This window comes from Sporosarcina sp. FSL W7-1349, assembly GCF_038003045.1.
Taxonomy (GTDB): domain Bacteria; phylum Bacillota; class Bacilli; order Bacillales_A; family Planococcaceae; genus Sporosarcina.
On record NZ_JBBOOK010000001.1, the window covers coordinates 2,476,907 to 2,502,945 of the forward strand.

26 protein-coding genes, 1 pseudogene and 1 riboswitch are annotated in these 26,039 nt (G+C 46.9%); of the genes and pseudogenes, 10 read left to right on the top strand and 17 right to left on the bottom strand.

Annotated elements, in window-relative coordinates; genetic code table 11:
- Positions 1-97: 97 nt before the first annotated feature.
- From MKY41_RS12210 to MKY41_RS12225, 4 genes are all read right to left on the bottom strand, one after another.
- Complete coding sequence (locus MKY41_RS12210; RefSeq protein ID WP_340745276.1) at positions 98-1,159, bottom strand: ribonucleotide-diphosphate reductase subunit beta; 1,062 nt, start codon at positions 1,157-1,159, stop codon at positions 98-100.
- On the bottom strand, positions 1,105-1,557 hold the full coding sequence (locus MKY41_RS12215) for a flavodoxin (RefSeq protein WP_340745277.1): 453 nt from the start codon (positions 1,555-1,557) through the stop codon (positions 1,105-1,107). Before MKY41_RS12215 ends, MKY41_RS12210 begins: the two co-directional genes overlap by 55 nt.
- Entirely contained in the window at positions 1,542-3,764 is a 2,223-nt protein-coding gene (locus MKY41_RS12220; RefSeq protein ID WP_340745278.1) for a ribonucleoside-diphosphate reductase subunit alpha, read from the bottom strand. The genes MKY41_RS12215 and MKY41_RS12220 overlap by 16 nt, the downstream gene beginning before the upstream one ends.
- A gap of 166 nt (positions 3,765-3,930) precedes the next feature.
- Positions 3,931-4,112, bottom strand: a riboswitch (cobalamin riboswitch).
- Between the two features lie 130 nt (positions 4,113-4,242).
- Positions 4,243-4,440, bottom strand: a complete 198-nt coding sequence (locus MKY41_RS12225) for a hypothetical protein (RefSeq protein WP_340745279.1) — start codon at positions 4,438-4,440, stop codon at positions 4,243-4,245.
- A 222-nt stretch (positions 4,441-4,662) separates the two neighbouring features.
- Between MKY41_RS12225 and MKY41_RS12230 the strand changes: the two genes are divergently transcribed.
- Both MKY41_RS12230 and MKY41_RS12235 read left to right on the top strand, forming a co-directional pair.
- Positions 4,663-4,896 carry a hypothetical protein gene (locus MKY41_RS12230; RefSeq protein ID WP_340745280.1) on the top strand — a complete coding sequence of 78 codons (234 nt, stop codon included), beginning with the start codon at positions 4,663-4,665 and terminating at the stop codon, positions 4,894-4,896.
- 39 nt (positions 4,897-4,935) lie between these two features.
- Positions 4,936-5,505 (top strand): uracil-DNA glycosylase, encoded by a 570-nt coding sequence (locus tag MKY41_RS12235; protein ID WP_340745698.1) that lies wholly within the window; start codon positions 4,936-4,938, stop codon positions 5,503-5,505.
- A 162-nt stretch (positions 5,506-5,667) separates the two neighbouring features.
- Here the strand turns inward: MKY41_RS12235 and MKY41_RS20775 are convergent, their stop codons facing one another.
- From MKY41_RS20775 to MKY41_RS12260, 6 genes and pseudogenes are all read right to left on the bottom strand, one after another.
- Positions 5,668-5,787, bottom strand: coding sequence for a hypothetical protein (locus MKY41_RS20775; RefSeq protein WP_445683309.1), 120 nt, complete (start codon positions 5,785-5,787; stop codon positions 5,668-5,670).
- Positions 5,732-6,244, bottom strand: a pseudogene (locus tag MKY41_RS12240) (transposase); the annotation flags it as partial. The pseudogene MKY41_RS12240 and the gene MKY41_RS20775, both read right to left, overlap by 56 nt.
- A 297-nt stretch (positions 6,245-6,541) precedes the next feature.
- Complete coding sequence (locus MKY41_RS12245) at positions 6,542-8,494, bottom strand: FtsX-like permease family protein (RefSeq protein ID WP_340745281.1); 1,953 nt, start codon at positions 8,492-8,494, stop codon at positions 6,542-6,544.
- Entirely contained in the window at positions 8,472-9,248 is a 777-nt protein-coding gene (locus tag MKY41_RS12250; RefSeq protein ID WP_340745282.1) for an ABC transporter ATP-binding protein, read from the bottom strand. Before MKY41_RS12250 ends, MKY41_RS12245 begins: the two co-directional genes overlap by 23 nt.
- Before the next feature lie 102 nt (positions 9,249-9,350).
- Positions 9,351-10,388, bottom strand: coding sequence for a sensor histidine kinase (locus MKY41_RS12255; protein ID WP_340745283.1), 1,038 nt, complete (start codon positions 10,386-10,388; stop codon positions 9,351-9,353).
- Positions 10,385-11,062 carry a response regulator transcription factor gene (locus MKY41_RS12260; RefSeq protein WP_041076375.1) on the bottom strand — a complete coding sequence of 226 codons (678 nt, stop codon included), beginning with the start codon at positions 11,060-11,062 and terminating at the stop codon, positions 10,385-10,387. Before MKY41_RS12260 ends, MKY41_RS12255 begins: the two co-directional genes overlap by 4 nt.
- Before the next feature lie 267 nt (positions 11,063-11,329).
- Between MKY41_RS12260 and MKY41_RS12265 the strand changes: the two genes are divergently transcribed.
- The 7 genes from MKY41_RS12265 (at position 11,330) to MKY41_RS12295 (ending at position 17,572) form a co-directional block, all read left to right on the top strand.
- Positions 11,330-12,460 (top strand): betaine/proline/choline family ABC transporter ATP-binding protein, encoded by a 1,131-nt coding sequence (locus MKY41_RS12265; RefSeq protein WP_340745284.1) that lies wholly within the window; start codon positions 11,330-11,332, stop codon positions 12,458-12,460.
- The gene (locus MKY41_RS12270) at positions 12,457-13,110 is read left to right on the top strand and encodes an ABC transporter permease (protein ID WP_041072877.1); all 654 of its coding nucleotides are present in this window, start codon (positions 12,457-12,459) and stop codon (positions 13,108-13,110) included. Before MKY41_RS12265 ends, MKY41_RS12270 begins: the two co-directional genes overlap by 4 nt.
- Entirely contained in the window at positions 13,110-14,003 is an 894-nt protein-coding gene (locus MKY41_RS12275) for a glycine betaine ABC transporter substrate-binding protein (RefSeq protein WP_340745285.1), read from the top strand. The genes MKY41_RS12270 and MKY41_RS12275 overlap by 1 nt, the downstream gene beginning before the upstream one ends.
- 137 nt (positions 14,004-14,140) lie before the next feature.
- The gene (locus MKY41_RS12280; protein WP_340745286.1) at positions 14,141-15,160 is read left to right on the top strand and encodes a LytTR family transcriptional regulator DNA-binding domain-containing protein; all 1,020 of its coding nucleotides are present in this window, start codon (positions 14,141-14,143) and stop codon (positions 15,158-15,160) included.
- A 211-nt stretch (positions 15,161-15,371) separates the two neighbouring features.
- A complete protein-coding gene (locus tag MKY41_RS12285) occupies positions 15,372-16,220 on the top strand; it encodes an ABC transporter ATP-binding protein (protein WP_340745287.1) in 849 nt (282 codons plus the stop codon).
- Complete coding sequence (locus MKY41_RS12290; RefSeq protein WP_340745288.1) at positions 16,217-16,924, top strand: ABC transporter permease; 708 nt, start codon at positions 16,217-16,219, stop codon at positions 16,922-16,924. The genes MKY41_RS12285 and MKY41_RS12290 overlap by 4 nt, the downstream gene beginning before the upstream one ends.
- 372 nt (positions 16,925-17,296) lie before the next feature.
- The gene (locus tag MKY41_RS12295) at positions 17,297-17,572 is read left to right on the top strand and encodes a hypothetical protein (RefSeq protein ID WP_340745289.1); all 276 of its coding nucleotides are present in this window, start codon (positions 17,297-17,299) and stop codon (positions 17,570-17,572) included.
- Between the two features lie 249 nt (positions 17,573-17,821).
- Here the strand turns inward: MKY41_RS12295 and MKY41_RS12300 are convergent, their stop codons facing one another.
- The 6 genes from MKY41_RS12300 to MKY41_RS12325 all read right to left on the bottom strand — a co-directional run bounded on the left by MKY41_RS12300 (position 17,822) and on the right by MKY41_RS12325 (position 24,268).
- The gene (locus MKY41_RS12300; RefSeq protein WP_041072867.1) at positions 17,822-18,619 is read right to left on the bottom strand and encodes a PepSY domain-containing protein; all 798 of its coding nucleotides are present in this window, start codon (positions 18,617-18,619) and stop codon (positions 17,822-17,824) included.
- Between the two features lie 86 nt (positions 18,620-18,705).
- Entirely contained in the window at positions 18,706-20,811 is a 2,106-nt protein-coding gene (locus MKY41_RS12305) for a methyl-accepting chemotaxis protein (RefSeq protein WP_340745290.1), read from the bottom strand.
- 151 nt (positions 20,812-20,962) lie between these two features.
- Positions 20,963-21,658, bottom strand: a complete 696-nt coding sequence (locus MKY41_RS12310; RefSeq protein ID WP_340745291.1) for a PepSY domain-containing protein — start codon at positions 21,656-21,658, stop codon at positions 20,963-20,965.
- 37 nt (positions 21,659-21,695) lie between these two features.
- Positions 21,696-23,054: a sensor histidine kinase gene (locus MKY41_RS12315; protein ID WP_340745292.1), complete on the bottom strand. Its 1,359-nt coding sequence runs from the start codon at positions 23,052-23,054 to the stop codon at positions 21,696-21,698.
- Complete coding sequence (locus tag MKY41_RS12320) at positions 23,044-23,745, bottom strand: response regulator transcription factor (RefSeq protein ID WP_041072862.1); 702 nt, start codon at positions 23,743-23,745, stop codon at positions 23,044-23,046. Before MKY41_RS12320 ends, MKY41_RS12315 begins: the two co-directional genes overlap by 11 nt.
- A gap of 286 nt (positions 23,746-24,031) precedes the next feature.
- Positions 24,032-24,268 (bottom strand): glutaredoxin family protein, encoded by a 237-nt coding sequence (locus MKY41_RS12325; protein WP_041072860.1) that lies wholly within the window; start codon positions 24,266-24,268, stop codon positions 24,032-24,034.
- A 156-nt stretch (positions 24,269-24,424) separates the two neighbouring features.
- Between MKY41_RS12325 and MKY41_RS12330 the strand changes: the two genes are divergently transcribed.
- The gene (locus tag MKY41_RS12330) at positions 24,425-25,156 is read left to right on the top strand and encodes an MBL fold metallo-hydrolase (RefSeq protein WP_340745293.1); all 732 of its coding nucleotides are present in this window, start codon (positions 24,425-24,427) and stop codon (positions 25,154-25,156) included.
- Between the two features lie 55 nt (positions 25,157-25,211).
- On the opposite strand, the gene MKY41_RS12335 is transcribed toward MKY41_RS12330, so the two are convergent.
- Positions 25,212-26,039, bottom strand: coding sequence for an undecaprenyl-diphosphate phosphatase (locus tag MKY41_RS12335; protein ID WP_340745294.1), 828 nt, complete (start codon positions 26,037-26,039; stop codon positions 25,212-25,214).

The following is a 26,039-nucleotide window of genomic DNA, read 5'->3' on the forward strand; positions in this document are numbered from 1 at the left end:
GTAAAAAAAAGACTGTCGCAGAAGTCAGTTTTCACTGCTTTCTGGACAGTCTAATTTCCTGTTAGAACTTATTGAGTTGCCGCCTCTATACTAATCATTACAACTCATCAAATCCGTTTAAGTCGCTCGTTTTGACATATTGTCGGGATGTCTGCTCAAAGAAATCCGTTTTGGTGTCATCAAAATTATCCACATACGCACGGATCCATTTCATCGGATTTTCGGTGTGTTCCGGATAAATTTCACTTAAGCCAAGCATTCTCAACATTTTATTCGCACGGTACTTGATATAGCCTTCCATTTGCTCGAGGTCAATTCCCTCTATTTCCCCTAAGACATACCGGCTCCAGATGACCTCTTGCTCGACCGAGTGGCGGAATTGATTGTAGATCCAGGAAGCGAATTCATCTGTATTATATTCCGGATGCTCCGCCAAGGCTGCTCGGAAGATGTCGCTGATGGCTTTTCCGTGTTGCAGTTCGTCCCGGTTAATGTAAGATATCATCGTGGACGTACCGACCATCTTCTGGTGCCTCGCCAAATTGTAGAAAAAAGCAAATCCGCTATAAAAAAATAGCCCTTCCAATAAAGTCGTATAAACCATCGCCTTCAATACGGTCTCAATCGTCGGATGCTCTGCAAATTCATTGTATACTTCGACAATCCGCTCATTCCGTTTCAGAAGTACGGAATCTGTCCTGCCCATTTCAAAAGAGGCCATTTGCTTCGACAAGGGGGCTACGGAGGAAAGGACATACGCATAGCTATGATTGTGCTCGCTTTCTTGGTCCGCAATCGTGGCCATGATCGATTTCACGGAAGGATCGGTTGTAAAGTCAGCGATTTTCATCGCAATGACTGTTTGCGGACCATCCAATGTCGCTAAAAGGCCAATGATTTTTAGAAACGCTTCCTGTTCTGCCGATGATAATGTGGGAAACTGTTTAACATCCTGTGTCATATCCACTTCATTTGCTGTCCAAAACAAGGAACGGATCCGTTGACGCATTGTGTAAAAATGCGGATAAGCGAGGTCGTTCCAATTCAAGATGCCGCTTGCTTTTCCTCCAAAGATTGCGGTTGATTTATTGGGATGTGCCGGATTCAGCACTTTAACTCGTGTAAGTGTCTCCAATGTTCCAAAACTCCTTTCGACCATTCCATCACTTTGCTTTCCTGTACGCCTCTAGGGCTTTGTTCAATCCTCAACGGTGCAACGGCCGATTGATAAAAACGCGCCAATTTCACTGCCGCATTGCAAAATAACAAATCTCCCCCAAACTGCGTGTCCCCTGTCCCGAATACATAGACAGGCTCCGGCTTATAGCCGATATCCGCAACGAAGTCTTTCACCTCGTCCGGGGTTGCCCCTTGGTCCCACGTAAAGGAACCGATGAGCATGGCATCATACTCGCCAGGATTCGGAATGGGTCCCCCTCCCCCGATCCGATGTTTGGTGACATTCATCCCTTCCTGGTGAAGCGTCTCCTCAATCAGTTCCGCTACTTCTTCGGTATTGCCGCTCCAAGACGCATAGGCGATCAAGAATGACACCATTCGCACTCCTCAATATCCGATGCGGTGGAACGGGTGTAATAGGTCGTTTTCATACCGGATTGCCATGCTTGGAGATGGAGGCCAAGCAACACCGATGCGCGTATATTATTCGGCACATAGAGATTAAACGAAATCGACTGGTCAATATGGCGCTGCCGGGCCGCATTTTGTTTAATGGACCACCGCTGATCTACAATATAAGCGGAACGGCGGTATACATCATACGTATGATGATTGAGGTCCGGCGCGATGACCGGCAACTTATAATCCTTCTTTTCCTCATGATAGAACGGTTTAAAGACCGGATCGATTGATGCCGTGGAGCCAGCAATCACTGATGTCGAACTGTTCGGCGCTACGGCCATTAAGTAGCCGTTTCGCACGCCATATGCCGCCACCTCAATTCGCAGCTCCCGCCAAGCGCTTGAATCATAGCCGCGCTTCACAAAATAATCGCCTGATTGCCAATCCGAACCTCTAAATAGTGGATAAGCTCCTTTTTCTCTTGCCAGTTCCATTGATGCTTGAATCGTCGCATACGCAATCTTTTCATAAAGACGGTCAGCGTACTCAACAGCTTCCTCCGATTCCCACTGGATGTTTTCCAATGCCAATAGGTGGTGCCAGCCAAATGTACCAAGACCGATTCCGCGATAGCGTGCATTGGTCCGCTGCGCTTGAACGACTGGAATTTCATTCAAATCAATGACATTGTCTAGCATGCGGACTTGAATGCGGATCAAACGGTCCAACACGTTTGCTGGGATTGCCTTTCCAAGGTTAATGGAAGATAAATTACAAACAACAAAATCACCTGGTTTTGATCGGGTGACGACAAGATCATCTTCCAATGCAACTGATTCAAACTTTGTCGGACTCATATTTTGCATGATTTCCGAACAAAGATTAGAGGAATAGATCATCCCCTCATGCCGATTTGGATTCGTGCGGTTTACCTCGTCACGATAAAACATGAAAGGCGTCCCCGTTTCGAGCTGACTGCGCATAATGCGTTTCATAATTTCAATTGCCGGTATGGTTTCTTTCGTTAATTTCGGGTGATTTACACATTCCTCGTACTTATCACGAAACGACCCAGCACCTTTCGTTTCATCATAAAAATCCTCCAAGGAATACCCCATCACCGTGCGAACTTCATGCGGATCGAACAAATACCACTCTCCCCGCTTTTCGACCTGCTCCATGAACAGATCCGGCAAACAAACCCCTGTAAAAATGTCATGGGCTCGCAACCGCTCGTCTCCGTTATTCAGCTTCAAGTCAAGGAACGTCACTATATCTTGGTGCCATACATCAAGATATACAGCAATAGCCCCTTGGCGCTGCCCTAATTGATCCACGCTGACAGCCGTATTATTCAATTGTTTGATCCACGGCAGTACACCGCTCGATGCTCCCTTGAATCCCCGGATAGACGAGCCGCGAGCCCGAACTTTCCCCATATAGACGCCAATGCCGCCCCCATATTTGGATAAATTAGCTATGTCAGTATTGCTATCATAAATTCCTTGCAAGGAATCATCCACGGTATCGATGAAGCAGCTGGATAGTTGTCCATTCGGTTTGCCGGCATTCGCTAACGTCGGCGTCGCTACGGTCATGTACAATTCGCTCATCGCCCAATAGGCTTCAGCCACTTTCTCCAAGCGATCGACCGTTTCATTCTGCATTAATGTCATCGCGATGATGAGCCATCGCTCTTGAGGAAGCTCGACAGGTTGTTTGTCGAAATCCACTGCTATATACCGATCCATCAACGTTTTCAATCCTATGTAGGTAAACAGTTTATCCCGTTCTGGCTCAATCAGCTTGCCGATTGCCGCTAAGTCATTCGGATCGTAATTCTCGAGAAGGTCGGCCGTGTACAAACCTTGCCGCACCAAGCGGGCTACATGTTCGGCAAAATTAGAGTATACGTCGACACCGCGCAATTCTTTCTGTTGCCTGTACGCTTCTTTCAAATAAAGGCGGGCCGCCACGTACGTCCAATACGGGGCAGCTTCGTCGAGTAAACTAAGCGCCTCTAAAATCATCGCTTTTGTCCACTCGGATTCATCCCCGGCCGGGTGTTGCCGTTGCCATCTCTTACTGGCAAGGGCCAAGGGTTCAATAGCGTCGGTGCCAAATTCATTTTGCAGTTCATTCATCACTGTGGGAACGGTACTTTTTTCAATTAATCTTGTCATCCTATTCCTCTCCTTTATAAAAATAAATCAAAAAAGCGATGGCCTCCACCTCTTCCGGTAGGAGCCATCGCTCAGGATTTTATGTAGAAACAAACGATACACATTTCGCCTAAAAAGTCATTAGCAAAAAGCCGCTTGCCCCCACCTCTCAACCCCCGAAGAAAGTGTCGCAGACGATAGGCGGCAGGTATACTGGCTTGCGCTTCATCCTTCCAGCCTCCCTTCCCACAGCCTTTGCTGCAGTGGTTATCGAGGCGGTCGTCAGCGACCACAGTTGCGGGGACAGCTCCGGTTTGCATCCGGATTCCCTTTTAAACCAAATCTGGTACCATCCAATCGTTAGATACTACTATATGTTGTGTATTAACACCTCTTCCACCCTAACATGTTGTATACGATACGTAAATAGGTAAAAATATTTACGTATAAAAAATAAAATCCTGTATCACCCTAAGGCAATACAGGATTTCATACTCACTTAACGGTTGCGGTTATTATTGTTTCGGTTGCGGTTTTGGTTATCCCGGTTGTTTTGATTATTATCGTTGCGCTGTGGAATGTCGTCCAAGAAGTCTTGACCAAATTCCAAGTTATCCAATTCCCGGTTACGATCTTGGTTATTGTTATTGCGATTTTGACGATCTTGACGTTGACGATCTTGGTTGTTGTCCCTCATTTGAACACTCTCCATTTTTTGTTATTGTTAAGCGAATTCATAAATTCACTTACAACCTCTATACTGTCCCTTTTCTAGAAATTCACTCATCTTTTCAATTGCCAAAGAAAGTAAAATGAAATGAAGCGGGAACGCCATGAAACAACTGACAATCGAAAATCTGTCTATTTTTTATAATGTGTGAAATAATTTTACGGAATGAACAATTTAGGAGGAGATCGCATGAATGCAGGACAGCAAAAATTTCAATCCTTTATTTTGGAAAGAGTGCAAGAGGATAAAATCGGAGAAGCGGAGGACTTGCTCGCGGAAAGTTTTCAAAAGCAAGCGGACCGCACTTTCGATCAAGCTTACTTAACGAGTTTCATGCCTCGCATGAAAGCACTTTTGAAGCCGGAACATGTGGAAGAAGTGGACCGCATTATGCAGGAGTTCGGTTCGAATTTTGTCCGATAATGTAAAAAATCGGTTTTCATCGCAAGGAGCGTGAGAATGTTGAATTCGTTTTGCCCGGAAATTTGGCCCGAAGACGCGACGCCTCCTTCCGAGAAAAATTGTAAGGAATGCGGGCTCTATGAACAAGGAACTCGTATGATTTGGGGAGAGGGAAATCCCAAAGCTCCTATAATGATTGTCCTCGATAATCCAGGCGCGCGGGAGGATCGTGAAGGGACGCCGATGGTCTGCGGGACGCGACAAACATTGCAGCAGGCCGCTTTTGAGGCGGGCTTATCGAAGGATTCCCTTTATGTCACGTATGTGCTGAAACGAAAGCCGATTCGCGCCTATGACAAAGAAACGGTGCGGCATATTTGCATCCGCCATTTGGTAAGGCAGTTGGAAGAACAGCAACCCGAGCTTGTCCTTTGTCTAGGGAATGTTGCTGTACAGTCATTTTTCCAAAACCCCGAAGCGGAGGTCAAACAATTGCGAGGCAGCTGGCATGATGTCCGGGGCTATCGGACCGCCGTCGCCTATCATCCGCTGGCCGCCAGACGCCGGCCGAATTTATATCCATTGTTGGCGGAGGATTTGAAGTTTGTGGCGGCAGAGTTGGAGAAATGAAGTTCCAGATGCGGATTTTGAGAAAAAGGGATTGTCCCGCTTGGACAATCCCTTCAGACTGTAGACAAAAGGGTTGGAAATCGATTTGATTTCCAACCCTTTTCCTGTTTTAAGTGTTTTTTTAGGGAAATGAGCCCTACCACTCTTCTATTTTTCTTTCTATTACGCCGTGGCTGGCGCTTTCCACGTCCAGCTGGCCAACTTCTTAAGATTCAAAGCAGCAAACGTAAGCATCGCTTGCATGGACAATTTTTTTAGCCCTCGTAGGGTTGTCCATCGCACCCGCTTTCACATGGGTGGAGTCGATAAAGACATGATCCGGGCTAAGAAGCCCACGATCTGCGACCTCCTTCAGCACCCGATAGAAGATCTGTTCAAATAGATCCGTATCTGTAAAACGGCGAATGTAGTTCTTCCCGAATGTGGAAAAATGGGGCACCTCTGTATGAAAGCCAAAGCCGAGAAACCAGCGGTATGCCATATTCGTTTCAATTTCTTTGATCGTTTGGCGCATGGATCGTATGCCGAAGGTATATTGGATGAATGTCATTTTGATCAGTACCACCGGGTCGATACTGGGTCTCCCGATTGTCGAGTACAGGTCTTCCACCAATGGATAGATGAACGCGAAGTCAATGGCTGCATCCAGTTTACGTACCAAATGATCCTGGGGCACCAACTGTTCAATAGTCAGCATTTCCAACTGTTCTCGTTGGTTCATTTGATTCTTCGTCATCATATCCATCACCTCTGTAAGTTTGAAGGAAAAACTGTTGATTGGAGCGGAGGATGGCGACTCCAGCGGGAACAGCACGAGCGGAAGACCCTGGACTGAGCGCAGCGAGGGAAGCGGCTGAAGCCGTGCCCGCGGAAAGCGTCCATCCGCAGCGGAAATCAACATTTCCTAAGATTACTTCCATTGTAAAAGAAAAAAGACTGTAGGCAAACTCCAAAATTTCTGGAGTTTGTCTACAGTCTGAAGGGATTGTCCCGCTTGGACAATCCCTTTTTTTCTTTATGCCGGCGCTTCGTCCGCTCATAACGCCGCTTTCACCGTTTTCCGGTAATAGCCGACCGTCAGGAATGCAAAGATCAGATAAATTAGCACGTACAACCCCATCGCGATTGCAGCCGGTATGGTAATATCCGACATGAAGATGAACGACGCGGACTTGATGGCGAAAATGGAGTGCATCAAACCAATTAGCAACGGCAATCCAAATACAAACACTTGCTTACGGATGATGCCGCGCATAATATCCTGCACCGTGAATCCTAATTGGCGCAACGTCGCATAGCTCCGTTTCTCCTGCTCCGCTTCTGTCATTTGTTTGAAATACAGAATACTCCCAGTTGAGATAAGGAAAACCAAACCAAGGAATCCAGCAATGAAAATAAGAAGACCATTGTCCTCCATTTGATTGCGATAAAGCGTATAATAGCCCTTCGGCAATTCACTGTACTTCTGCTGAGCCAAAATGTCAGCCGCTTTTTCAAGTTGGTCGGGATTCTTCAATTTCACGGCGAGTTTCTTAATCATCCCGGATTCTTCTCCAGCCGCCAAGAAATCCTTTTGCAATTCCTCAAAAAGAGCATTCTCTACAACAATCTGGACGCCCGGTGCCGGGTAATTGAGGACGTTCCCGCTTCCCACTTCCTCAGCGATCAGCCGGAATTCCTTCTGCCCTTCATCCGTAACCAGGTCTTCCGACAATGTAATTTCAAAAGGCGGCTTCAAAGTGCTGAGCATCCACTCAAGAGAGGAATCATGGATAATTGCCGTATCCACGCCCTTCACCCCGATGTCCAGTCCCGCCTCCCGAAGCTGTTTGGCATTTACGATGACGGAGTGTTGTTTATCGCCAAACCAGTTCGGCAATCCCTCAAATTGCCCCGCCACGGGTACCATCTCAATCGGTGTTGTGGTGAATAAAACCCCATTGCTATCGAGCTCTTGGAGAAATTGTCCGCTCAATTCCTTGAATTTGCTGGATTCGTCGCTGAACATGAAATCATAAGGCATCATCTTGCGCGAATCCTTTTCCGTAGAGTAATAAAGCGAATAAGCTCCCGCCAGCATCGCCAAGGTCATTGCGGATAACGTCGTAATAATCGTGAGGGAATTCGCATTTCCTTTCATCCGGTGCATCAGGGATGCCAAGGACAGACTATTATACAATCCGAGGTGGCCGTCTTTCCTGACCCGGATCTGGTACATCAGCCAGCTAATCGTCACCCGGAAAACCAAATAGGTTCCAAGAATCGTGGTTGCCAAAACAGCGAGCATATTAAAGAAAAACAAGGCATTGATCATTCGTCCCGAGAGCCAATATCCGAATCCGATCAGCCCCATCCCAAGTAAAGCGAGTATAGCAGAGCGAATCGCTTTCGGTTTTTTTGGATATTCTCCCGCTTTTTCGGCGTTGAACAATCCCAAAAGTGTATTCCGATACACGGCAAATAACATTTGCGCGGAAGTTAATAGAATAATCGCCAAGAATACGATACTCGTTTGGATAACAGCTTTCATTGAAAACGACAGACTGATAAAACCATCAAATCCAACCAATTTCATGAGAAGCAATAAAAATACACGAGATACTAGCAGGCCTGCCCCCATCCCGACGAGCAAAGCCCCCGCACTGAGCAATGCGTTTTCGATGATCAGCATGCGGGCTACGTTTCCTTTTGTCAGGCCAATCAACTGATACAGTCCAATCTCACGGCTTCTTCTTCTAAGAAAGATGGCATTCGCATAAATCACAAAAATGCCTGCAATGACTATCAATAATATACCTGCCGCCGCAAAGGCGTTCTTCATTTTCATGGAAATGAGCGTTTCTGCGGCAACCGCCGAATCTTGCTGCAGCGTCGCAAATACAAAGTAAAGCGATACGCTGAAAATAAGCGCGAAAAAGTACAAATAGTAATGCTTGATATTTTTCCGCATGCTGCGGACGACGAGATCAAAGAGCGTCAACGCTGTCACCCCCGAGCACGCCTTGCACTTTCAGAATCTCCTGGAAGAAGGCCTGTCTCGTCTGTTCGCCCCGGTACAGTTCGGAATAGATCATCCCATCTTTCAAAAAGACGACGCGGCTGCAATAGCTGGATGCAACGGGGTCATGCGTTACCATCATGATTGTGACGCCGCGTTTTTTATTGACATCTTCCAGTGTACCTAAAAGCGACGATGCCGATTTCGAATCAAGTGCGCCCGTCGGTTCATCCGCAAAGACCATGGACGGCTTATTAATAAGCGCGCGTGCCGCAGATGTCCGTTGCTTCTGGCCGCCTGATATTTCATGTGGGTATTTATTCGCTAACTCGGCAATACCTAAAATCTCAGCAATCGATTTGAATTCATCTTCCGCCACCCGCTTTTTCATTTTGCCGAGCGACACCGGCAATAGGATATTTTCTTTCACGGTCAGTGTATCGAGCAAATTATAATCTTGGAAAATGAACCCTAATTTATCGCGGCGGAATGCGGAGAGTTCCCGATCTTTCATCTTCGAAATATCAGAATCTCCGATAAGTATCGATCCTTCCGTTGTGCGGTCAATCGTCGCAAGGACGTTTAATAAGGTGGTCTTCCCAGCCCCGGAAGGTCCCATAATCCCGACAAATTCGCCTTCCATCACGCGCAGATCGATCCCTTTTAAAACGGGTTGCACATTCCCCCGCGTCCCGAACGACTTACGGACATTTTGTGCATGTAACACAGTATTGGTTGACTCCATAATTTTTTGCCTCCCTGTTTGCTATGTCTTCATATTACCGTGCCGATCTATTCCGGTCGTTTGATTCGAATGACAAATAGGGCATGCAATGTGACATTGTTGTCACGTTCGTGTAGCATCGAAGACGTTTTCGTTCGGGAATGTCAGGTGCACAGCGGTTCCTCTATTCAGTTCGGATTGCGCGGTCATTGAAATGTTGATTTTTTCCGCTACCTGCCGAGCTAGATACAAACCGAGCCCGGTCGCCGCATTATGGAGCCTTCCCGTACCGCCTGTAAATCCTTTGTCGAAAATGCGCGGAAGATCACGAGCAGGAATGCCGGGTCCTTCATCTTGCACGGTCAATCTGATATGTCCGTCTGATGCTGTTTTCGCTGACAGGAAAATCGTGCCGCCGACAGGACTGTATTTCACCGCATTCGTCAACACTTGCCGGATGATGAACCGGCACCACTTTCTATCGGTGACGACGAAAGTGTCCTCCCCGTCAAAATCGACCGCAATATTTTTCTCAATGCACCAAGACCGCAGTTCCCGAACTTCGGGATTGAGCAGCTCCCGAATTTCGACTTTCTCCAACAGATAATCCGCACTCAGCGTCGGCATGCGGGCTATATATAGCTGACGATCGATGAGCAAATGCACACGCAGCCACTCCGCTTCGATTTTCCGGATGGCCGGGTCTTGGCGATGAGCATCAATCGTCATTTTCATCGCCGTCAACGGCGCTTTCACTTCATGCACCCAAGCCGCGGTATAATCACTTTCCATAATGGTCGCTGTCTGAATCTTGGCTAGTTTCCGATTGGTCTCCTCCGCTACTTGCTGCAGCAATTCATTGATCCTGTCTTCATGAACGAATTGTGGATCCGGCAATGCCGTTTGCCAATCCGCGATAGGCCCCTCCAATAGAGCCCCTAATTCTCTCGTAAATCTTGTTTCTTTTATAAAACGCCATAGAAAGAACGCGATAAAGGCGCTGATAAGCAGGATATTTAAATATAAAATGGAACCCGGCTTCACCGCCAGCCCTTTGTCAATCCAAATTAAAATATCAGTAAATGCAAGCGAACCAACGAAAAAGAGAATCCAACTTTTCCGATCATTGAGGTATCCACCGAACATTTCCATCCTTTTCATAAGGTGACCGCCATATAACCCATCCCTTTTTTCGTCACGATGGCATCCCCCAACCCGATATCCGCAAGCTTCTGGCGCAATCGCGTAATGTTCACCGTCAATGTATTGTCATTCACAAATCGCTCATCATCCCACAGCTTGCGAATCAGTTCATCCCGCGAGATGATTTCATCTTTGGATTCCACCAATATGCTCAAAATGAAAAATTCATTTTTCGTTAATTCAATTTCCTTGCCTTCTATCCGGATTATACCTTTTTTCAAATCAATGACCGCGCCGTTCCATTCCAATAAATCCGTCGCCTCTTCCCCGTACGCATACGTCCTTCGAAGAACCGCTTGAATTTTCGCAAGCATGACATCCGTGTGGAATGGTTTCTGGATATAATCATCCGCCCCCATATTCATCGCCATGACCATGTCCATCGGATGATCCCGGGAAGAGAGGAAAATGATCGGCACTTTCGATACGGCCCGTATTTCCCGACACCAATGGAAACCGTCATACGCCGGAAGCTGGATATCCAAAATGACGAGATGCGGTTCATTTTCAACGAAAGCCCCCATGACATCCTGGAAATTAACCGGCCCCGACACTCGGAAAGCCCATTGTTCCAAACGCTCCTTTAAGGATTGAAAAATCGCCGTGTCGTCTTCCACAATAAAAATATTCATAGTCATTTCCCGCGCACATCCTTTCCTAATCGATTGTACTGGAAATAGATACCTTCGGACAATGAGAGTGCATTTTCACCACCCCAAAATAGTCAGCCTTTACAGACTTCCCTGAAATTCTGAATTGTTTATGGTATACTATTGGAGTAAGACATTTTGCAACTGGTACTTCGGTTGCCCCCATGTCTTATTTTTTATTTTCTTCCAGTTATTTTTTCATTTAACATTCGAAGAAAAAAACTTTGTAAAAAACTATAGGAGGTACACATGCTTAAGTTTGAAAATGTAAGTAAAACGTTCGAAGACGGATTCCAAGCTGTAAAATCCGTAAGCTTCGACATACCGGAAGGTGAATTTCTAGTCCTGATCGGGCCTAGCGGTTCCGGGAAGTCCACGACGATGAAAATGATCAACCGGATGGAACCTCACAGCAGCGGTATGATTTCCATCAACGGAAAGGATACCAATTCTTATAATGCAGCCGAGCTGCGCCGAAGTATCGGATATGTCATCCAACAGATCGGGTTATTCCCCCACTACACAATTGAAAAGAATATTGCGACCGTGCCCCAATTGAAAGGTTGGGACATTCAAAAGATCAAACCTCGGGTGCGCGAACTGCTGGAATTGGTCGATCTCGATCCAGATCTCTACGCAACCCGCTATCCGAAAGAATTATCGGGGGGGCAGCAGCAACGGGTCGGTATTGCACGGGCACTGGCAGCAGATCCCGACATCATACTAATGGATGAACCGTTCAGCGCGCTGGATCCATTGACACGGGATCAATTACAAGGCGAACTGATTTCCCTTCACAAAAAATTGAATAAAACCATCGTGTTTGTCACACATGACATGGATGAAGCCTTAAAAATGGGCGATCGCATCGCTATTATGAAAGACGGTACATTACTTCAGTTGGACACTCCAGAGAAATTACTTCATGAACCGGCCCACGGTTTTGTTGAGGAATTCATCGGAAAACACCGGATCATCCAAAATCCGGAATTGATGCCAGTCACGGATATCATGTCGGAATCGGTCATCACATCTCTTCCTCATCGTTCTCCTGAAAAAGCACTTTCTTTAATCCGACAACGCAAAATCACCAACCTGATCGTGGTGGATGAGGGCCATCACTTGCTAGGAATCGTCTCTGCATACGATCTTATCAAGAAATTGGACAGCATAAAGAAAATCGATGAAATCATGTTACCAGCACAACCCGCCCTGCCATCCACCGCAACGGCCAAAGATGCCATCGTACTGATGGAAGAAACGACATTCGGCATGATTCCGGTAGTGGATGAAGCATCTAAATTGGTTGGCCTTGTAACGCGCGGTTCCCTCTTATCCGCCATGTCGAGCCAGTGGACGGAAGCGGAGGTAGCACAATGAATAACCTTTCCATATGGGACCAACTCCTAGAACAATCACAGATGCGATGGAAAGAAGTGCTTGAAGCTACTTCCGTCCATATCCAGCTCGTGTTCTTCTCGATGCTGATCGCCATTGTGCTTGGCGTATCCCTCGGCATCCTGATCACCCGCGTTCCGAAACTGACGACTTTTGTCCTTGGTGGGGCGGGTATTATGCAAACGATTCCAAGCCTGGCGCTATTAGGTTTCATGATTCCCATCTTCGGAATCGGCGTAAAAACCGCCATTGCCGCACTATTCCTTTATTCACTGTTGCCAATTATCCGCAATACGTATGCGGGAATCAAAGACGTTGACCGAGCGACGACCGAAGCGGCAAAGGGCATGGGTATGACGAGTCGGCAAATCCTGTTTAAAGTAGAACTGCCACTCGCAATTCCCGTCATCATGGCCGGAATCCGGACAGCCGCTGTCATCAACGTCGGTACGGCAACACTCGCCGCGTTCATTGGGGCTGGCGGACTGGGAGACTTCATCTTCCTTGGCATCACACGCGGGATAGACGGCTTGATCCTCCTCGGAGCAATCCCAGCCGCACTATTAGCGATCCTACTGGAGACGTTCTTCGGTGGAGTGGAACGCTGGACGACGCCGAAAGGGTTGAGATGATGAAGAGGATTATACGGATGGGCATCCTGGTGGTACTCATTACAAGTATCCTGTCGGGTTGCATCCTCATTGAAAAAGACTCCCTGACGCTCGGTTCGCGAAACAATACGGAAAGCATCATCTTGTCCCATGTAATGGGGCAAATAATTGAAAACAAGACAGATATCAAGGTGATCTATAAGGAAAATCTGGGCGGCTCCAACGTCGTCTGGAACGCGATGGTCAATGGCCATATCGACGTCATCCCGGATTACACAGGGACGATCGTCGTCAACTATTACCACGCGGATCCCGGTACTGCGGAGGAGACGCTTGAAACGACAAAGCGCCTCGTGGACGGGGATGGCATCATCGCCTTCAACACATTCGGCTTCAACAATACGTACACCCTCGCGCTCGATGAAGCCAAAGCCGAAGAGCTCGATGTCCATACATTCAGTGACTTCGCCGCCTATTCGGAGGATTTCACATTGGGGGCGGTCTTTGAATTCATCGACCGGCCGGATGGCTTGCCCGGTTTTCAGGAAGAGTACGGGCTGAAATTCAAGGATGTCAAAGGAATGGACCACGGCATCATGTACCGCTCCATCGGCGCTAAGGAAGTCGATGTCATCAACTCGTACACGACGGATGGACAGTTACAAGATTATGATTTGCGCGTCCTGGAAGATGATAAGTCATACTTCCCGCCTTATCATGCACTTCCCCTCGTACGGAAGGAAACGTTGAAGGATTACCCTGAAATTGAAGATGTCCTCAGACAGCTCGAAGGGATGATCGACGAAGAAGCGATGCAGAAAATGAATGCTAAAGTCGATAACGAAGGCATGATGGTCGAACGCGTCGCCCAAGAATTTCTCGAGGAATCCGGTCTGATTGGAAAAGCAAGCTAAATGCTTCAGATAAGACACCCCCTTTCGTAACGTGCGGAAGGGGTGTCTTCTATTTAAGACCCATAAAACTTCTCGTTGGCGCTCCTCGTTACCTGCTATAATACAACTACATAGATATGAGGAAATGAGGATCGGTTATGGTTCTACAATTCAAGGAAGCAGAAAAGCGGATTCATGACATGCTAGTTTTCCCGGCTTTCAATTTATCGGTTGAGGAAGGCCAAGTAATCGCGTTACATTCCAGCGTCAATGTGCGCGAGCAACTGATCGCCCTGCTTCTGGGCAACATGAAATTATCCCAAGGGGAAATTCGCATTAATGGCGGAAATCCAGGTAGAAATCAGGATATCGGCTTTTTATTTCTTCAGACAGGACTTTATGAACGGCTTACGATAGAGGAAACCCTTCAATTCACAAAGCGCCTCCACTCCTCAACAGAATCCATTCAAGCCATCTTGCAAGCTGTGCATCTGGAAGAGAAGCGGAAAGTGAAAATCAGACAACTATCCTACTCGGAAACGAAACGGGTCCAATTTGCTTGTCTGCTTGTGCAGAACCCGACCGTCTATCTATTGGAGGAACCCGATCAGAACCTTGATTTGGAATCAAAGAGAATTTATCTTTCCTTGTTGCAACAACTTAGACATTCGGGCAAAGCGGTTTTACTATTGACAGGCAATTTGGAGAGCGCAATTACAGCTGCCGACAAAGTGTTTAAATTGGACGACAGCGGGCTGCTCCCTGTTCAGATGGAAACCAATGAAGACTTGGAGGAATTGAGCGAATTGGGAAAAGAAATTGAATTATCCCAGCCTGTCCGTTTCGAGAAGATTCCAACAAAGGTGAATGAAAAGATTGTCCTCTTCAACCCTCCGGAAATCGATTATATCGAAAGTAATGACGGTCAATCTTACCTTCATATAAAAGGTGAGTCCTTCCCGAGTGTCTTTACTTTGGCGGAGTTGGAGGAACGATTATTGCCTTTCGGATTTTTCCGCTGTCATCGCTCCTATATTGTCAACTTGCAGAAAGTCCGGGAAGTGATCACGTGGACACGGAATAGTTATAGCCTTGTGTTGGAAGATGCCCAAAAACCGACAATTCCCCTGTCGAAATCCAAGATGGCCGAACTGAAAGAGATGCTTGGGATCAAATAATGGGGAAAATGCGATTATTTCCCCGGAAATAAATCGATTGATTTCAACAATAAGGACGAATTCCCGTAACATATTGCATCCACTGAACCCTCGATATACTCCACTTACCTTCTGAATGACTCTATTCATCCAAGAAATAATGTCGACTCTATCTGTAGCTTGTAATCTAAGGATAGACATACAAACAGCAAACATTTCAGGAGGATGAAAAATGGAGCATATTATTGAGGTGAATGGCTTGGCAAAACTGTTTGCCAATCAGCTTGCAATCGAAAGTGTCGACTTCCAAGTGAAAAAAGGAGAAATTTTCGGCTTCCTTGGACCGAGTGGATCAGGCAAGACGACAACGATTAAAATATTGACCGGGCAGTTACATCCAACAAACGGTGAAGCGAAAGTGTTTGGAGTGCCTGTGGCTAATATGAAAAAAACGGAATACCGCAAACGGTTTGGCGTACTGACCGATAATAGCGGCTTGTACGGAAGGTTGTCAATTTATGACAACCTATCACTCTATTGCGATTTATACGGAGTTCCCACTGCCCGGATTAGCGAAGTGCTGGACATTGTCAATTTAAACGAAGACAAGAAAAAGCGGGTATCGACCTTATCCAAAGGGATGACGCAACGGGTGACATTGGCACGCGCTTTGCTTCATGAGCCTGAACTGTTGTTTTTAGATGAACCGACATCCGCCCTCGACCCGACCAATACGCTTCATATTTATGAAGGGCTGCGTGCGTTGAATGCCAGGGGGACGACCATCTTCCTCACGACACATGACATGCAGGAAGCGGAGACGCTTTGTAATCGGGTTGCCTTTTTAAACAAAGGAAAAATCCAATTACTGGATACTCCTGACAAATTGAAAAAACGGTACTCAGACTCCACTATTACCGTGGAATTGACAAATGATCAAAAAATCATACTGCCGGCAGGCACGGATGGTGCACAGCCACTGTTTGATCTGATGAAGACAAATCAGGTGGCAGCAATCCACTCCAACGAGCCGACGTTAGGTGATATTTTTGTAAAAGTGACAGGGAGGAAACTGGCATGACATTTTCTTGGAAACGGGTAAGCGCAATATTCATCAAAGATTATAAGGATTTTTCACGGAATATGGCGGTTTCGATCGTCATCTTCATGCCCTTGCTGCTCGCTGCCTTTTACGGTCGGATGGGCGTCCAATCGATTGATACCTTCTTCATGCTTTTTAACTTGAGTTTCACGATGGTAGCGACTTTCGTCCAATGCTGTTTAATCGCGGAAGAAAAGGAAAAGAACACTTTGCGAGGGCTCATGTTATCCCCTGCCAGTACGTTGGAAATCTTAAGCGGCAAAAGCTTGCTGTCCTTTCTTTCTACTGCGTTGGTCATTATATTCAGTGCATTTCTTGCAGAATATCACCCTGCCAACATCGGAATCATCGGGATTGCACTATTGCTCTCTTCCTTCTTTTATATTGGACTCGGAACTTTACTTGGCCTCTTTGCCAAATCGGTCATGGAAGCCTCCGTATACATTTTACCGGTGATGTTGCTTTTTTCATTCGGCTCCTCCATCACCTCTTTAGCGGACCGCTACCCTGTCTTAGAAGCGGCAAATTATTTGCCGAACATTCAATTGATTGAAATCGCAACTAAAGTGGAAGCGGGGGCTCAGTTCTCCGATGTTCTCCTTCCTTTAGGATGGATTTTACTTTGGGGAATCGTCGTGTTTATAGCAACGTTTCTTCTTTATCGGAAACGAATGGTTGACTGAACAACGCAAAAACCCGCCAACCGGATGGCGGGTTTTTGCGTTTTTATGCTTTTCCTCTTGTCCATTTCAGTCTTCTCAAAATGACAGGTTGGTCCCCGTAAATGCGTTAATTTCGTAGCCATATTCAATGTGGCCGTTTTCGGTTATTTCTTACACCGCATCATCCAGCTCCAAATCGGTCACTTCACCGTTCACCTTTTCTGTGCGATAACAATAGCATGGATGATCTTTCGTTATTCACCGGAAAAGAGAACTTTTTCTGAGTGTATCAAAGGACAGGAAAGAACTTTATTAATATGCCGATTGGTAAAAATATGAATTTATGCTAAGGTGTTGTTAATTACTTTTGATTGGAGAAATGGAGGTGGAATGATGAATAGGGTTAAATGGGGAATATTTGTATTGTTGTTTGTAGTTATATTTGCATTTATTGGTTATGCACAAAAAGAACCATATAGTACAGAAAAAGTTCTTCAATCTGCATGGGACAAATTTGAACTGGAAAGTTTTCAAATAGGGGTGTCTGATCCTATAATTTGGGTAGAGATTGCTGAAGGAGAAAATGAGGAAGACGTTCGAAAGTATTTAGAGAAGGAATTATCTAAACCTGATTTAAAAAAGTTTCAGATCAATATAAAGACTTCATAAATGGTCCCTGCATAAGGGAATCGTTTCAACTCACTTTGTCATTTAGCCTAGGAACTATAATCCTAAAAAGATGATCTAACTTTCTGTCCTTTCTTAATTAACATTGCCGTTTCTGCAACAACATTCATTCTTACCGAAAACGAATGGTTGACTGAAAAAACGAATCTAAAACACAAAAAACCCGCCAACCGGAATGACGGCCGGATGGCGGGTGCTTTGTGTTTTTATGCTTTTTTCATCATGCCTAGATCAATCGTCTTGCTCAAAAGACAGGATTGCTCCTGAAAAAGCGTCGATTTCAAAATCGTATTCAGTGTCGCCGTTTTCGATTTCAATTTCATAGACGCCGTCGTCCAATTCGCTGTCGGTCACTTTCCCGGCAGCCTTTTGTTTCGCAATGGCGACCGCCTGTTCCATCGTAATCATCGATGATTTCTGGTTGGTCTTGACAGCTGCATTGTTATCCGACTTCTTCGGTTCTGCTACAGTCAACGTATGCTCCACCGGTGCGGCCGTTGTCGTAGGTTTGGCAGCTGCTTTGGCTTTGTACTCACGTTCTTTTTCGAATTTCACGATTTCGCCCGTAACAGCATCCAGTTCGATATCATATTCAAATTGATCGTCCCGGATTTCCAATTCGTATACGACCCGACCATCATCGTCATCCAATTTAATTTTCTTCAGCGTTCCATCCGCCTTTTCTTTCGCAATGCGGATCGCTTTTTCTTCTGTGAGCAACTTGCCGTCTGCATTCGTGGTTGACTGGTCATCCAGTGTAATCTTACCTGTCTTCGCATTGATGTCCAAGTCATATTCCATGCCCTTGGAGATTAACTCCACATCATACACATAGCCTGCTCTCTTCTTTTCCAACTCAATTTCCGTTACATGCCCGCCGTACTGTTGGATGGCGATCTCTTTCGCCTCCTGCAGCGTCAACATCTTTTGCGAAGAAACCTGCGCCTCGGCGTCTGAGCTGTTCGCCATTGCTACACCACCGATGGCAATTGTACCTGCCAACGCCGGAATGATCATCCATTTATTCATTCTTGTTCCCTCCTTCTACATCTACTATATCCACGGAAGATGAGAGAACCGGAAGACCTTCATTAGAAATTGATGAGAATGGTCGATTAATCCGAAGATAATTTAAAACGCTGGACGATTTCCTGCAATTCGTTTGCAATTTGATTCATCTGGCTTGTCGATTCGGCAACCCGTTCCAATTCCTGTTGCTGGGAAATGGCAGAAGCACTCACTTGTTCAGCGGAAGCTGCCGTTTCCTCCGACACGGCAGAGACACTTTGGATCGCCAGTAACGCTTGATCTTTATGGGCCATCATCTGTGACAATTTTGCGGAAAGGTCTACAATGGTTCGGCTCATCTGTTCCGTCAATTCGAAATTTCGATTGAAAGATGATTCCGTGCTCGAAACCGACTCATTTTGCCCTTCCATCAATTCGACGTTTTTCGCAATGACCGCAACCGTTTGCTGTGTTTCCATCATAATTTCTTGCACCGTATTCTGAATCACTTCCGTTTCGACGCGGGACTGTTCTGCAAGCTTCCGGACTTCCTCTGCAACGACCGCAAAGCCTTTACCATGTTCTCCTGCGCGAGCAGCCTCAATGCTGGCATTCAGCGCCAACAAGTTCGTTTGTGCCGTAATATCTTGTATCGATGAAATAACTTGGTTGATGTTCCAAATTTTATTGGTCAGAGCATCGATTTGCTGCTGCACGTTTTGATTCATTTCATTTACCGACTCGTTGTGATTACGCAGTTTTTCAACTTCGGCCATGCCTTTTTCGGTAGATTCCACCGTTTGCTCGGATAACTCATTCATCTTCGTTGACAGAAGTGCGAGCTGGTCCAACTGATCCGCCAAGTCAACCATCCGATGGCTCGTCTCTTCGGTATCTTCCGATTGTTTGTAGGCACCTTGCGCGATTTCCTCCACTGCAACGGACACTTCCTGACTCGACGCGACGACTTCTTCGAACACTTGATGAACCTGGTTGGATGATACATTAAGCCGGGAAGAAGAGTCCATCACCGTAGAAATAGCATGATTGGTCTGGTGCAGCATATGGTTATACGCCATAGCAACCGCCCCGATTTCATCACGCCTGACGGTCGATTCGTCGACGTATTGCGTCAAATCCCCTTGTGCAGCCGTTTCAATCGACTGTTGCAGCGCGGCGAGTGGTTTCAGTTGTTTGAAGATAAACCAAAGAGTGACCCCTGCCATTAGAAGAACCATGACAATGGCTGCCACGATGGTCAACCAGAGAATCGCATTGAACGTTTCAAGTATTTCAGATTTCGGAACGACGGTCTGGACCGTCCATACTTCTTCGATGTTTTCAAGCGTGATGGGGGCGAATGCGTTGAAAGACTTCTCTCCCAAGCTTTCTGAATCGACATAGAGCGTGGAGAAGCGGCCTTGGTCAATATCCGTCTTTACGCTTTTCCAATCAATGGCATCCTGCATATTCGTTCCGTTCATTTCTTCTTTAATACTGTTAGCAATCAGGAATCCTTGGTCGGTGATGATGGAAGCATATCCGCCTTCCGGTTTAATGAACGTGACCAGATCGTTCAGGAAGTCGATGGATAGATCCGTCGTCAACACGCCGAAAAACTGGCCAGATTGCGTGAGAAGCGGCACGGAAATGGTCGTCATCAAGACTGTCTGCCCGCCTGTGTCATATTCATACGGCTCCGTCAAAGTCGCTCGCTTTTCATTCTTCGGAATTAAATACCAGTCTCCTTCTCCCTGCGTTTCATATCCACCCACCCCTTCCATTTGAATATTCTCCCCGTCTTTATAGAGATACGGGATGAACCGTTTTTGGGAGTCAACGAGTTGTCCGTCAGTTCCATCCAGAGGGAGGGTTCCCGACTCGAAGATAGCCGCCATTCCCATGGCATCCGGGTTTTTCTCCAAATTGTTTTCAATAATGCGGATCACTTCATCCGCCGTCAACGTCTCCTCCGCTTGCAGCGTTTCAACTATATGTTTCGTCGTCTGAAGCATCTGCTCAGTCTTCATAAAACGTTCACTCAGCAACGTAGCATTCAACTTTGTATTTTCAACGGCAAACTCTTCTGCGTCCGTGATGCTTTTCCCATGTAAGATATTACTTGTCAAGGTTGTATAAAAAATAAATAATACTAAAAACAGGCCAATGATCAGTGCTGATAATTTCCAAGCGATGCTCTTCTTAGAAGCCAATCCTACCATCTCCATTCTTTTATTCTACTACTTTCATATCGGCACACCTCTAAGGTACTATAAACTTTCTCAAGGGAATTCTAGTAAAATAATCAAATAGGCCTACTCAGGCATGCAAGTTACTCTAACCAATTAATAATGGGATGAGTGGCTACTCATCCCATGTAACAGACATTATTTTTCCTGAGATTGCATGGATTTGGTACGTGACCTCATCCATATCATCATCGGTATCGATTTCGATTTCAACGAGGTAATAGCCGCCATCCGTCGATTTCACATATTCGACGTCGTCGACTTCCGCTAATGCGCCCCGATTCAACTGGCCGAGCGCAATTTTCCCTGCTTGCGTTTCAGAGATGAGCACGGTCTGCTTCTCCTGTTTCGGAGCGGGCGCTGATTGCTGCGGAGTTGCAGGAGCAGAGGTTTTGGCTGCCTCAGCTTGACTGCCCTGAGAAGTCCCGGCGGCCGGCTTTTCTTCCGGCTTCTGTGTTACCGGATCCTGGGCAGGTCCTTGATCGGGTGTTGACGCCGCTTCCTTTTCGGTATCGGTCGCAAGCGGCGACGTCTCCTTCGTTTGGATCAGGGCGAGCACTTTCCCGGTTACTGCGTCGATTTCAGCGCGATAGATGCCACCCTCGCGGGAAATTTCCGCTTCATATACCGAGCCGTTTTGCTTCAGCGGTCCGACCTGAGCCCCGTACATCGACTCCAGCTGCGTCCGCACCTCCTGCTCCGGCAACGGCTCATCTTTGGAAAGCATGCGATTTGTATATATATTGCCCACAACGAGAATGACAATGGCCAATAGAATGGGAATAAACCACGGTTTCTTCACAAACTTCATTGATTTCACTCCTTTGTTCCATCATAGAACCTGTACATTAGAATTCAATGAGAGTCCCGTCCTTCGGCAAGATCAAACGGATTGTCGTTCCCTCTCCTACCTTGCTTTCGATCAACAATCGGGCGCCAAGACCATCTGCTATTTCTTTCGCGATGGCAAGGCCCAGCCCTGTTCCGCCAGTTTTCCGGCTGCGGTCTTCATCCACGCGATAAAAACGGTCGAAAATATGTGGCAGATGGGATTCGGGGATACCTCTGCCAAAATCTTGGACCATGATTTCAACTCCACTTTTTCTGTTCTCTACAGACGTATTGATTTCCCGATCGCTGTACTTCCGGGCATTATCCAGGAGAATGAAAAGAAGTTGCTTCAACCGATCTTCATCCGTCCGCACCCTAACAGGCCCCTTTCCATGAAGTGAGATTTCACGCCCGAACGATCGGCTCATCGTTTGCACGGTCGCTTCCACTATTGAAAACACATCAGTCTCCGCCATTTGGAATGTCAGGGCTCCTTGGTTTTTCGCCAAGTCCAGCATTTGCTCGATCATTCCTTTCATCCGTCCCGCTTCACCGATAATGGCGCCGACCGCTTCTTCGGCAACCGCACGATTCCCAAACCCTTGCCTTGACAAAAGGCGCGCGTAGCTTTCGATGACCGTCAGCGGTGTTTTTAGCTCATGGGAAGCATCTGACACAAACTGCTCCTGTTTCCGATAGTTTTGCTCCAGCTGCTCCATCATGCCATTAAATGTCCGCTCCATTTCGGCCAACTCATCTTTCCCTTCATTCGTAACCGTGATTTTCTCGTAAGTTCCAGCTTGCCGGCTCGCCGACATGGCAGCAATCAATTTCTCAATCGGCTGCGTCACGATCCTTCCCAAGGTGACGCTGGACACCAAGATCGGAATCATCGCAAGCACCGTCACCGACAGAAGGATGAATTTAAGAAGTCGCAGATTATGGCCAGCCATCTCCATTTTTTCCATCACTGTCAGCTGTCCCACTTCCCCGGTCGCCAAGATGACAGGCACTTGAATGGCCATCACATCCGCGCCGTCGAACTGGCTAATCGTGTAGGGTTCATCGGAGTTGATCTTCCCCTTGAACGACCTCCACTCATCAGTTGATTGGGCCACTACTTCCTTTCCTGCTACTTTCGAAACCCGGACGGCCCCATTCGGTGGAAGGAACGCCCGCAAAACGGTCGCCACGTCCGTCTCAGGCGTCGTCTGGCTCAGCGCGGCTGTCAACTCCTTCGATCGTGTCAGCAATTGACGGTATTCAGTATCCTGCACCATCTTTTCGAAAAGAAAATAGATCCCGATGTTCGTCAATGCCAATATGATCAGCATGAGCATCGTGGAAAACAAATGAATCTTCGTCTTAAGTTTCATGATTCGCTTCCTTCAATACGTACCCGACGCCACGGACCGTCTGGATGAGTGACTGCGGGTCTCCATTGTCGATTTTCTTCCGGACATACCGGATATAGACATCCACGACATTCGTGTCCCCATAATAGTCGTAGCCCCAGACGGCGTCCAGCAATTGCTCTCTCGTCAACACTTGGTTCGGATGCTTTAACAAATGAAGCAGAAGATCATATTCCCGCGGGGTCAATTCAATTGGGACTCCATCCCGAATGACCTCGCGAGTCTGCTCCTGTATGGACAATCCAGCGAATTGGTGAAGATGGGTATCCGCTTGTTCCGCCGGCTTTCTGGCAAAACGGAGATTGGCCCGTATGCGCGCCAGCAATTCCTCGATTTCGAATGGCTTTGTCACATAATCATTGGCCCCCAGATCCAAGCCGGCGACTTTATCCGCGACATCATTTTTGGCGGTCAATAAAATGACGGGTGTTTCCATTTCTGTCGCCCGGATGCGCCGCAGGACATCCAACCCATTCAGCTCGGGCAGCATGAGATCGAGCAAAACGAGGTCCCACTCCTGCTCCCTATACTGGATCAACCCCTCCGTTCCCGTATGTGCCACGCCGGTAACATAGCCTTCGAACTCCAATTCCAACTGAAGGACTCGTGCAATATTTTCTTCATCTTCAATAATCAGTATTCTTTCGTTCACATTGTCCACCTGCCATTTGGAATTCCTTATTGAATAAGCATTCCATTCATTTTCTTAATTTTAGCAGAAGATCTGTTATAGAATATGCAAAAAACTTCCCACCCTTAGTGGGTGAGAAGTTTTGCCTAGCCGAATAATTCAAGTAACACCAGAACAACACCTGTCAGGAACAACGCGACATGGCCAATGCAAATGCGGGGAAACAGCCGTCGGTTCAATTCTTGTTCCATCTCTTCGGGCGTCTGGATACTGCATGATCTGCAAAATAAAGAGGAGGTCGGTTTCCTCATCCTTTCAGCGCTTGCTGGATGCCCGCCGGATCGAAACCAAGGATCCACTTGCCGTTCAGTTCGGTTTGCGGTACGCCCATTTGCCCCGTCGTTTCAACGAGTCGCTGTCCCGCCTCTTGGTCCACCTGCACGTTCACTTCTTTAAAAGGGATGTTCTGTTCCCGTAAATAATTGGTCATCATCGTGCAGTACGGACATGTAGAGGTCGTGTATACCGTCGCAACATTTGCCATACTCCCATTCTCCTTCCATTCTTATAATACTTACATAGTATACCCCTGATGGTATTATGGTCAAATCAAATGCTTTTGCCCGAACCAAAATGAACAGCTCCCGCTTCTTTTCATGTACAATATCGTAAAATAAAGAAATCGGAAGGAAGGGTTCGAATGAAAATCACCCCACTTGGCATTTGGGGCGGCTATCCAAAGGCAAACAGTGCGACATCGTCGTTCCTGATTGAGCATGACGGGTTTCATTGTCTCATTGACTGCGGCAGCGGAGTGCTGGCTTCCTTGCAAAATTATTTGCCGCTCGATCAGTTAGACGCGGTCGTTCTCAGCCATTATCATGCAGACCATATTGCAGATATCGGCAGTCTGCAATATAGCCGGCTTATCCAGTTTTATCTCGGGGCACAAAATTCTATCTTGCCAATCTATGGCCACGTCTATGACGAAGATGAATTTGCGAAGCTGACGTACAAAGAACAGACGATGGGCGTCGGAATTACGGAAGCAGACGTTCTTTCCATCGGGCCCTTCACGGTGTCGTTTTGCCGGACGGTCCATCCCGTCTATTGCCTCGCGACGAAGTTCGAATCGGGCGGCCGCAGCATCGTCCTGACCGCGGACACGGAATGGTGCGATGATCTTGTACCATTTGCGCAAGGCGCCGATCTATTGATCAGTGAAGCGAATTTATATGAAGAACATGTCGGCAAAGCACCGGGGCATATGGGTGGTAGCGAAGCGGGAAAACTTGCGGAACAGGCACAAGTGAAACAATTGCTGCTAACACATTTGCCGCACCACGGGGAAATACGGGAGATTTTATCAGCGGCAAGTTCGACTTACTCGGGGCCGGTGGAGATTGCGGAAGTGGGGAAAGTGTATTTCTAACCCTAGATAGCGAAAAAGACTGCACCGGCATTCTGCCATTGCAGTCTTTTCATTTTTACATAAACACGATAACGGCCAACACCGCGGCCAATACAAGCCGATAAATCGCAAATGGTACGAGTTTGACGCGGGAGATCAATTTCAGGAAGAATCGAATGGAAATCAATGCGAAAATGAACGCACTGACGAACCCGACAATATAGAAAGACAAATCATCCATCGAGAGCTCTTCCCAGTTCTTCATGACGGAAACGAGACTAGCGCCCGCCATGATCGGCACGGCCATGATAAACGTGAAATCGGCCGCGGTTTTGTGGTTCATTCCGAACAATACACCGCCCGAAATCGTTGCTCCGGAGCGGGAGAAACCAGGCCATAGGGATAGACATTGCACAAGCCCGACCGTGAAAGCCTGCTTATATGTAATCTGATCCAGCGTGTTCACTTTTGGTTTCTTCGGACCGAATTTATCGGCCGCCAGCATGAGGAAGGACCCAGCAATCAATGCAAAAATGACCGTTTCCACGCCCGATAACTGTTCATCAATATAATCCTTCAAGGCAAACCCGACAATCACCGCTGGCAGCATGCCCACGATAACATGGGCCAAATTGAACCGAGAATTCATCTTTTGTCCATCAATTTTGTACAGGCCGACCAAGCTGAATAATCGTTTCCAAAAGACGACAATGACAGCTAAAATAGAACCTAATTGAATGACGATCTTAAAGGTGAACGCCGAACGATCTCCAAGAAATTCTGTCGTCTTCAACCACATATCATCTACGATGATCAAGTGTCCTGTCGAAGAAACCGGGGCGAACTCCGTCATCCCTTCTACAAATCCCAATATCAACGCTTTGATTAGCTCGATAATTTCCAT

Coding starts and splice junctions, on each gene's coding strand:
- MKY41_RS12265 (WP_340745284.1), top strand. CDS start 11,330: ATGCTTAAGTTTGAAAATGTAAGTAAAACGTTCGAAGACGGATTCCAA.
- MKY41_RS12335 (WP_340745294.1), bottom strand. CDS start 26,039: ATGGAAATTATCGAGCTAATCAAAGCGTTGATATTGGGATTTGTAGAA.
- MKY41_RS12290 (WP_340745288.1), top strand. CDS start 16,217: ATGACATTTTCTTGGAAACGGGTAAGCGCAATATTCATCAAAGATTAT.
- MKY41_RS12270 (WP_041072877.1), top strand. CDS start 12,457: ATGAATAACCTTTCCATATGGGACCAACTCCTAGAACAATCACAGATG.
- MKY41_RS12210 (WP_340745276.1), bottom strand. CDS start 1,159: ATGGTCGAAAGGAGTTTTGGAACATTGGAGACACTTACACGAGTTAAA.
- MKY41_RS12310 (WP_340745291.1), bottom strand. CDS start 21,658: ATGAAGTTTGTGAAGAAACCGTGGTTTATTCCCATTCTATTGGCCATT.
- MKY41_RS12300 (WP_041072867.1), bottom strand. CDS start 18,619: ATGAATAAATGGATGATCATTCCGGCGTTGGCAGGTACAATTGCCATC.
- MKY41_RS12220 (WP_340745278.1), bottom strand. CDS start 3,764: ATGACAAGATTAATTGAAAAAAGTACCGTTCCCACAGTGATGAATGAA.
- MKY41_RS12330 (WP_340745293.1), top strand. CDS start 24,425: ATGAAAATCACCCCACTTGGCATTTGGGGCGGCTATCCAAAGGCAAAC.
- MKY41_RS12225 (WP_340745279.1), bottom strand. CDS start 4,440: ATGAGGGACAACAACCAAGATCGTCAACGTCAAGATCGTCAAAATCGC.
- MKY41_RS12315 (WP_340745292.1), bottom strand. CDS start 23,054: ATGAAACTTAAGACGAAGATTCATTTGTTTTCCACGATGCTCATGCTG.
- MKY41_RS12255 (WP_340745283.1), bottom strand. CDS start 10,388: ATGAAAAGGATGGAAATGTTCGGTGGATACCTCAATGATCGGAAAAGT.
- MKY41_RS12260 (WP_041076375.1), bottom strand. CDS start 11,062: ATGAATATTTTTATTGTGGAAGACGACACGGCGATTTTTCAATCCTTA.
- MKY41_RS12325 (WP_041072860.1), bottom strand. CDS start 24,268: ATGGCAAATGTTGCGACGGTATACACGACCTCTACATGTCCGTACTGC.
- MKY41_RS12285 (WP_340745287.1), top strand. CDS start 15,372: ATGGAGCATATTATTGAGGTGAATGGCTTGGCAAAACTGTTTGCCAAT.
- MKY41_RS12295 (WP_340745289.1), top strand. CDS start 17,297: ATGAATAGGGTTAAATGGGGAATATTTGTATTGTTGTTTGTAGTTATA.
- MKY41_RS12230 (WP_340745280.1), top strand. CDS start 4,663: ATGAATGCAGGACAGCAAAAATTTCAATCCTTTATTTTGGAAAGAGTG.
- MKY41_RS12280 (WP_340745286.1), top strand. CDS start 14,141: ATGGTTCTACAATTCAAGGAAGCAGAAAAGCGGATTCATGACATGCTA.
- MKY41_RS12250 (WP_340745282.1), bottom strand. CDS start 9,248: ATGGAGTCAACCAATACTGTGTTACATGCACAAAATGTCCGTAAGTCG.
- MKY41_RS12215 (WP_340745277.1), bottom strand. CDS start 1,557: ATGGTGTCATTCTTGATCGCCTATGCGTCTTGGAGCGGCAATACCGAA.
- MKY41_RS12275 (WP_340745285.1), top strand. CDS start 13,110: ATGAAGAGGATTATACGGATGGGCATCCTGGTGGTACTCATTACAAGT.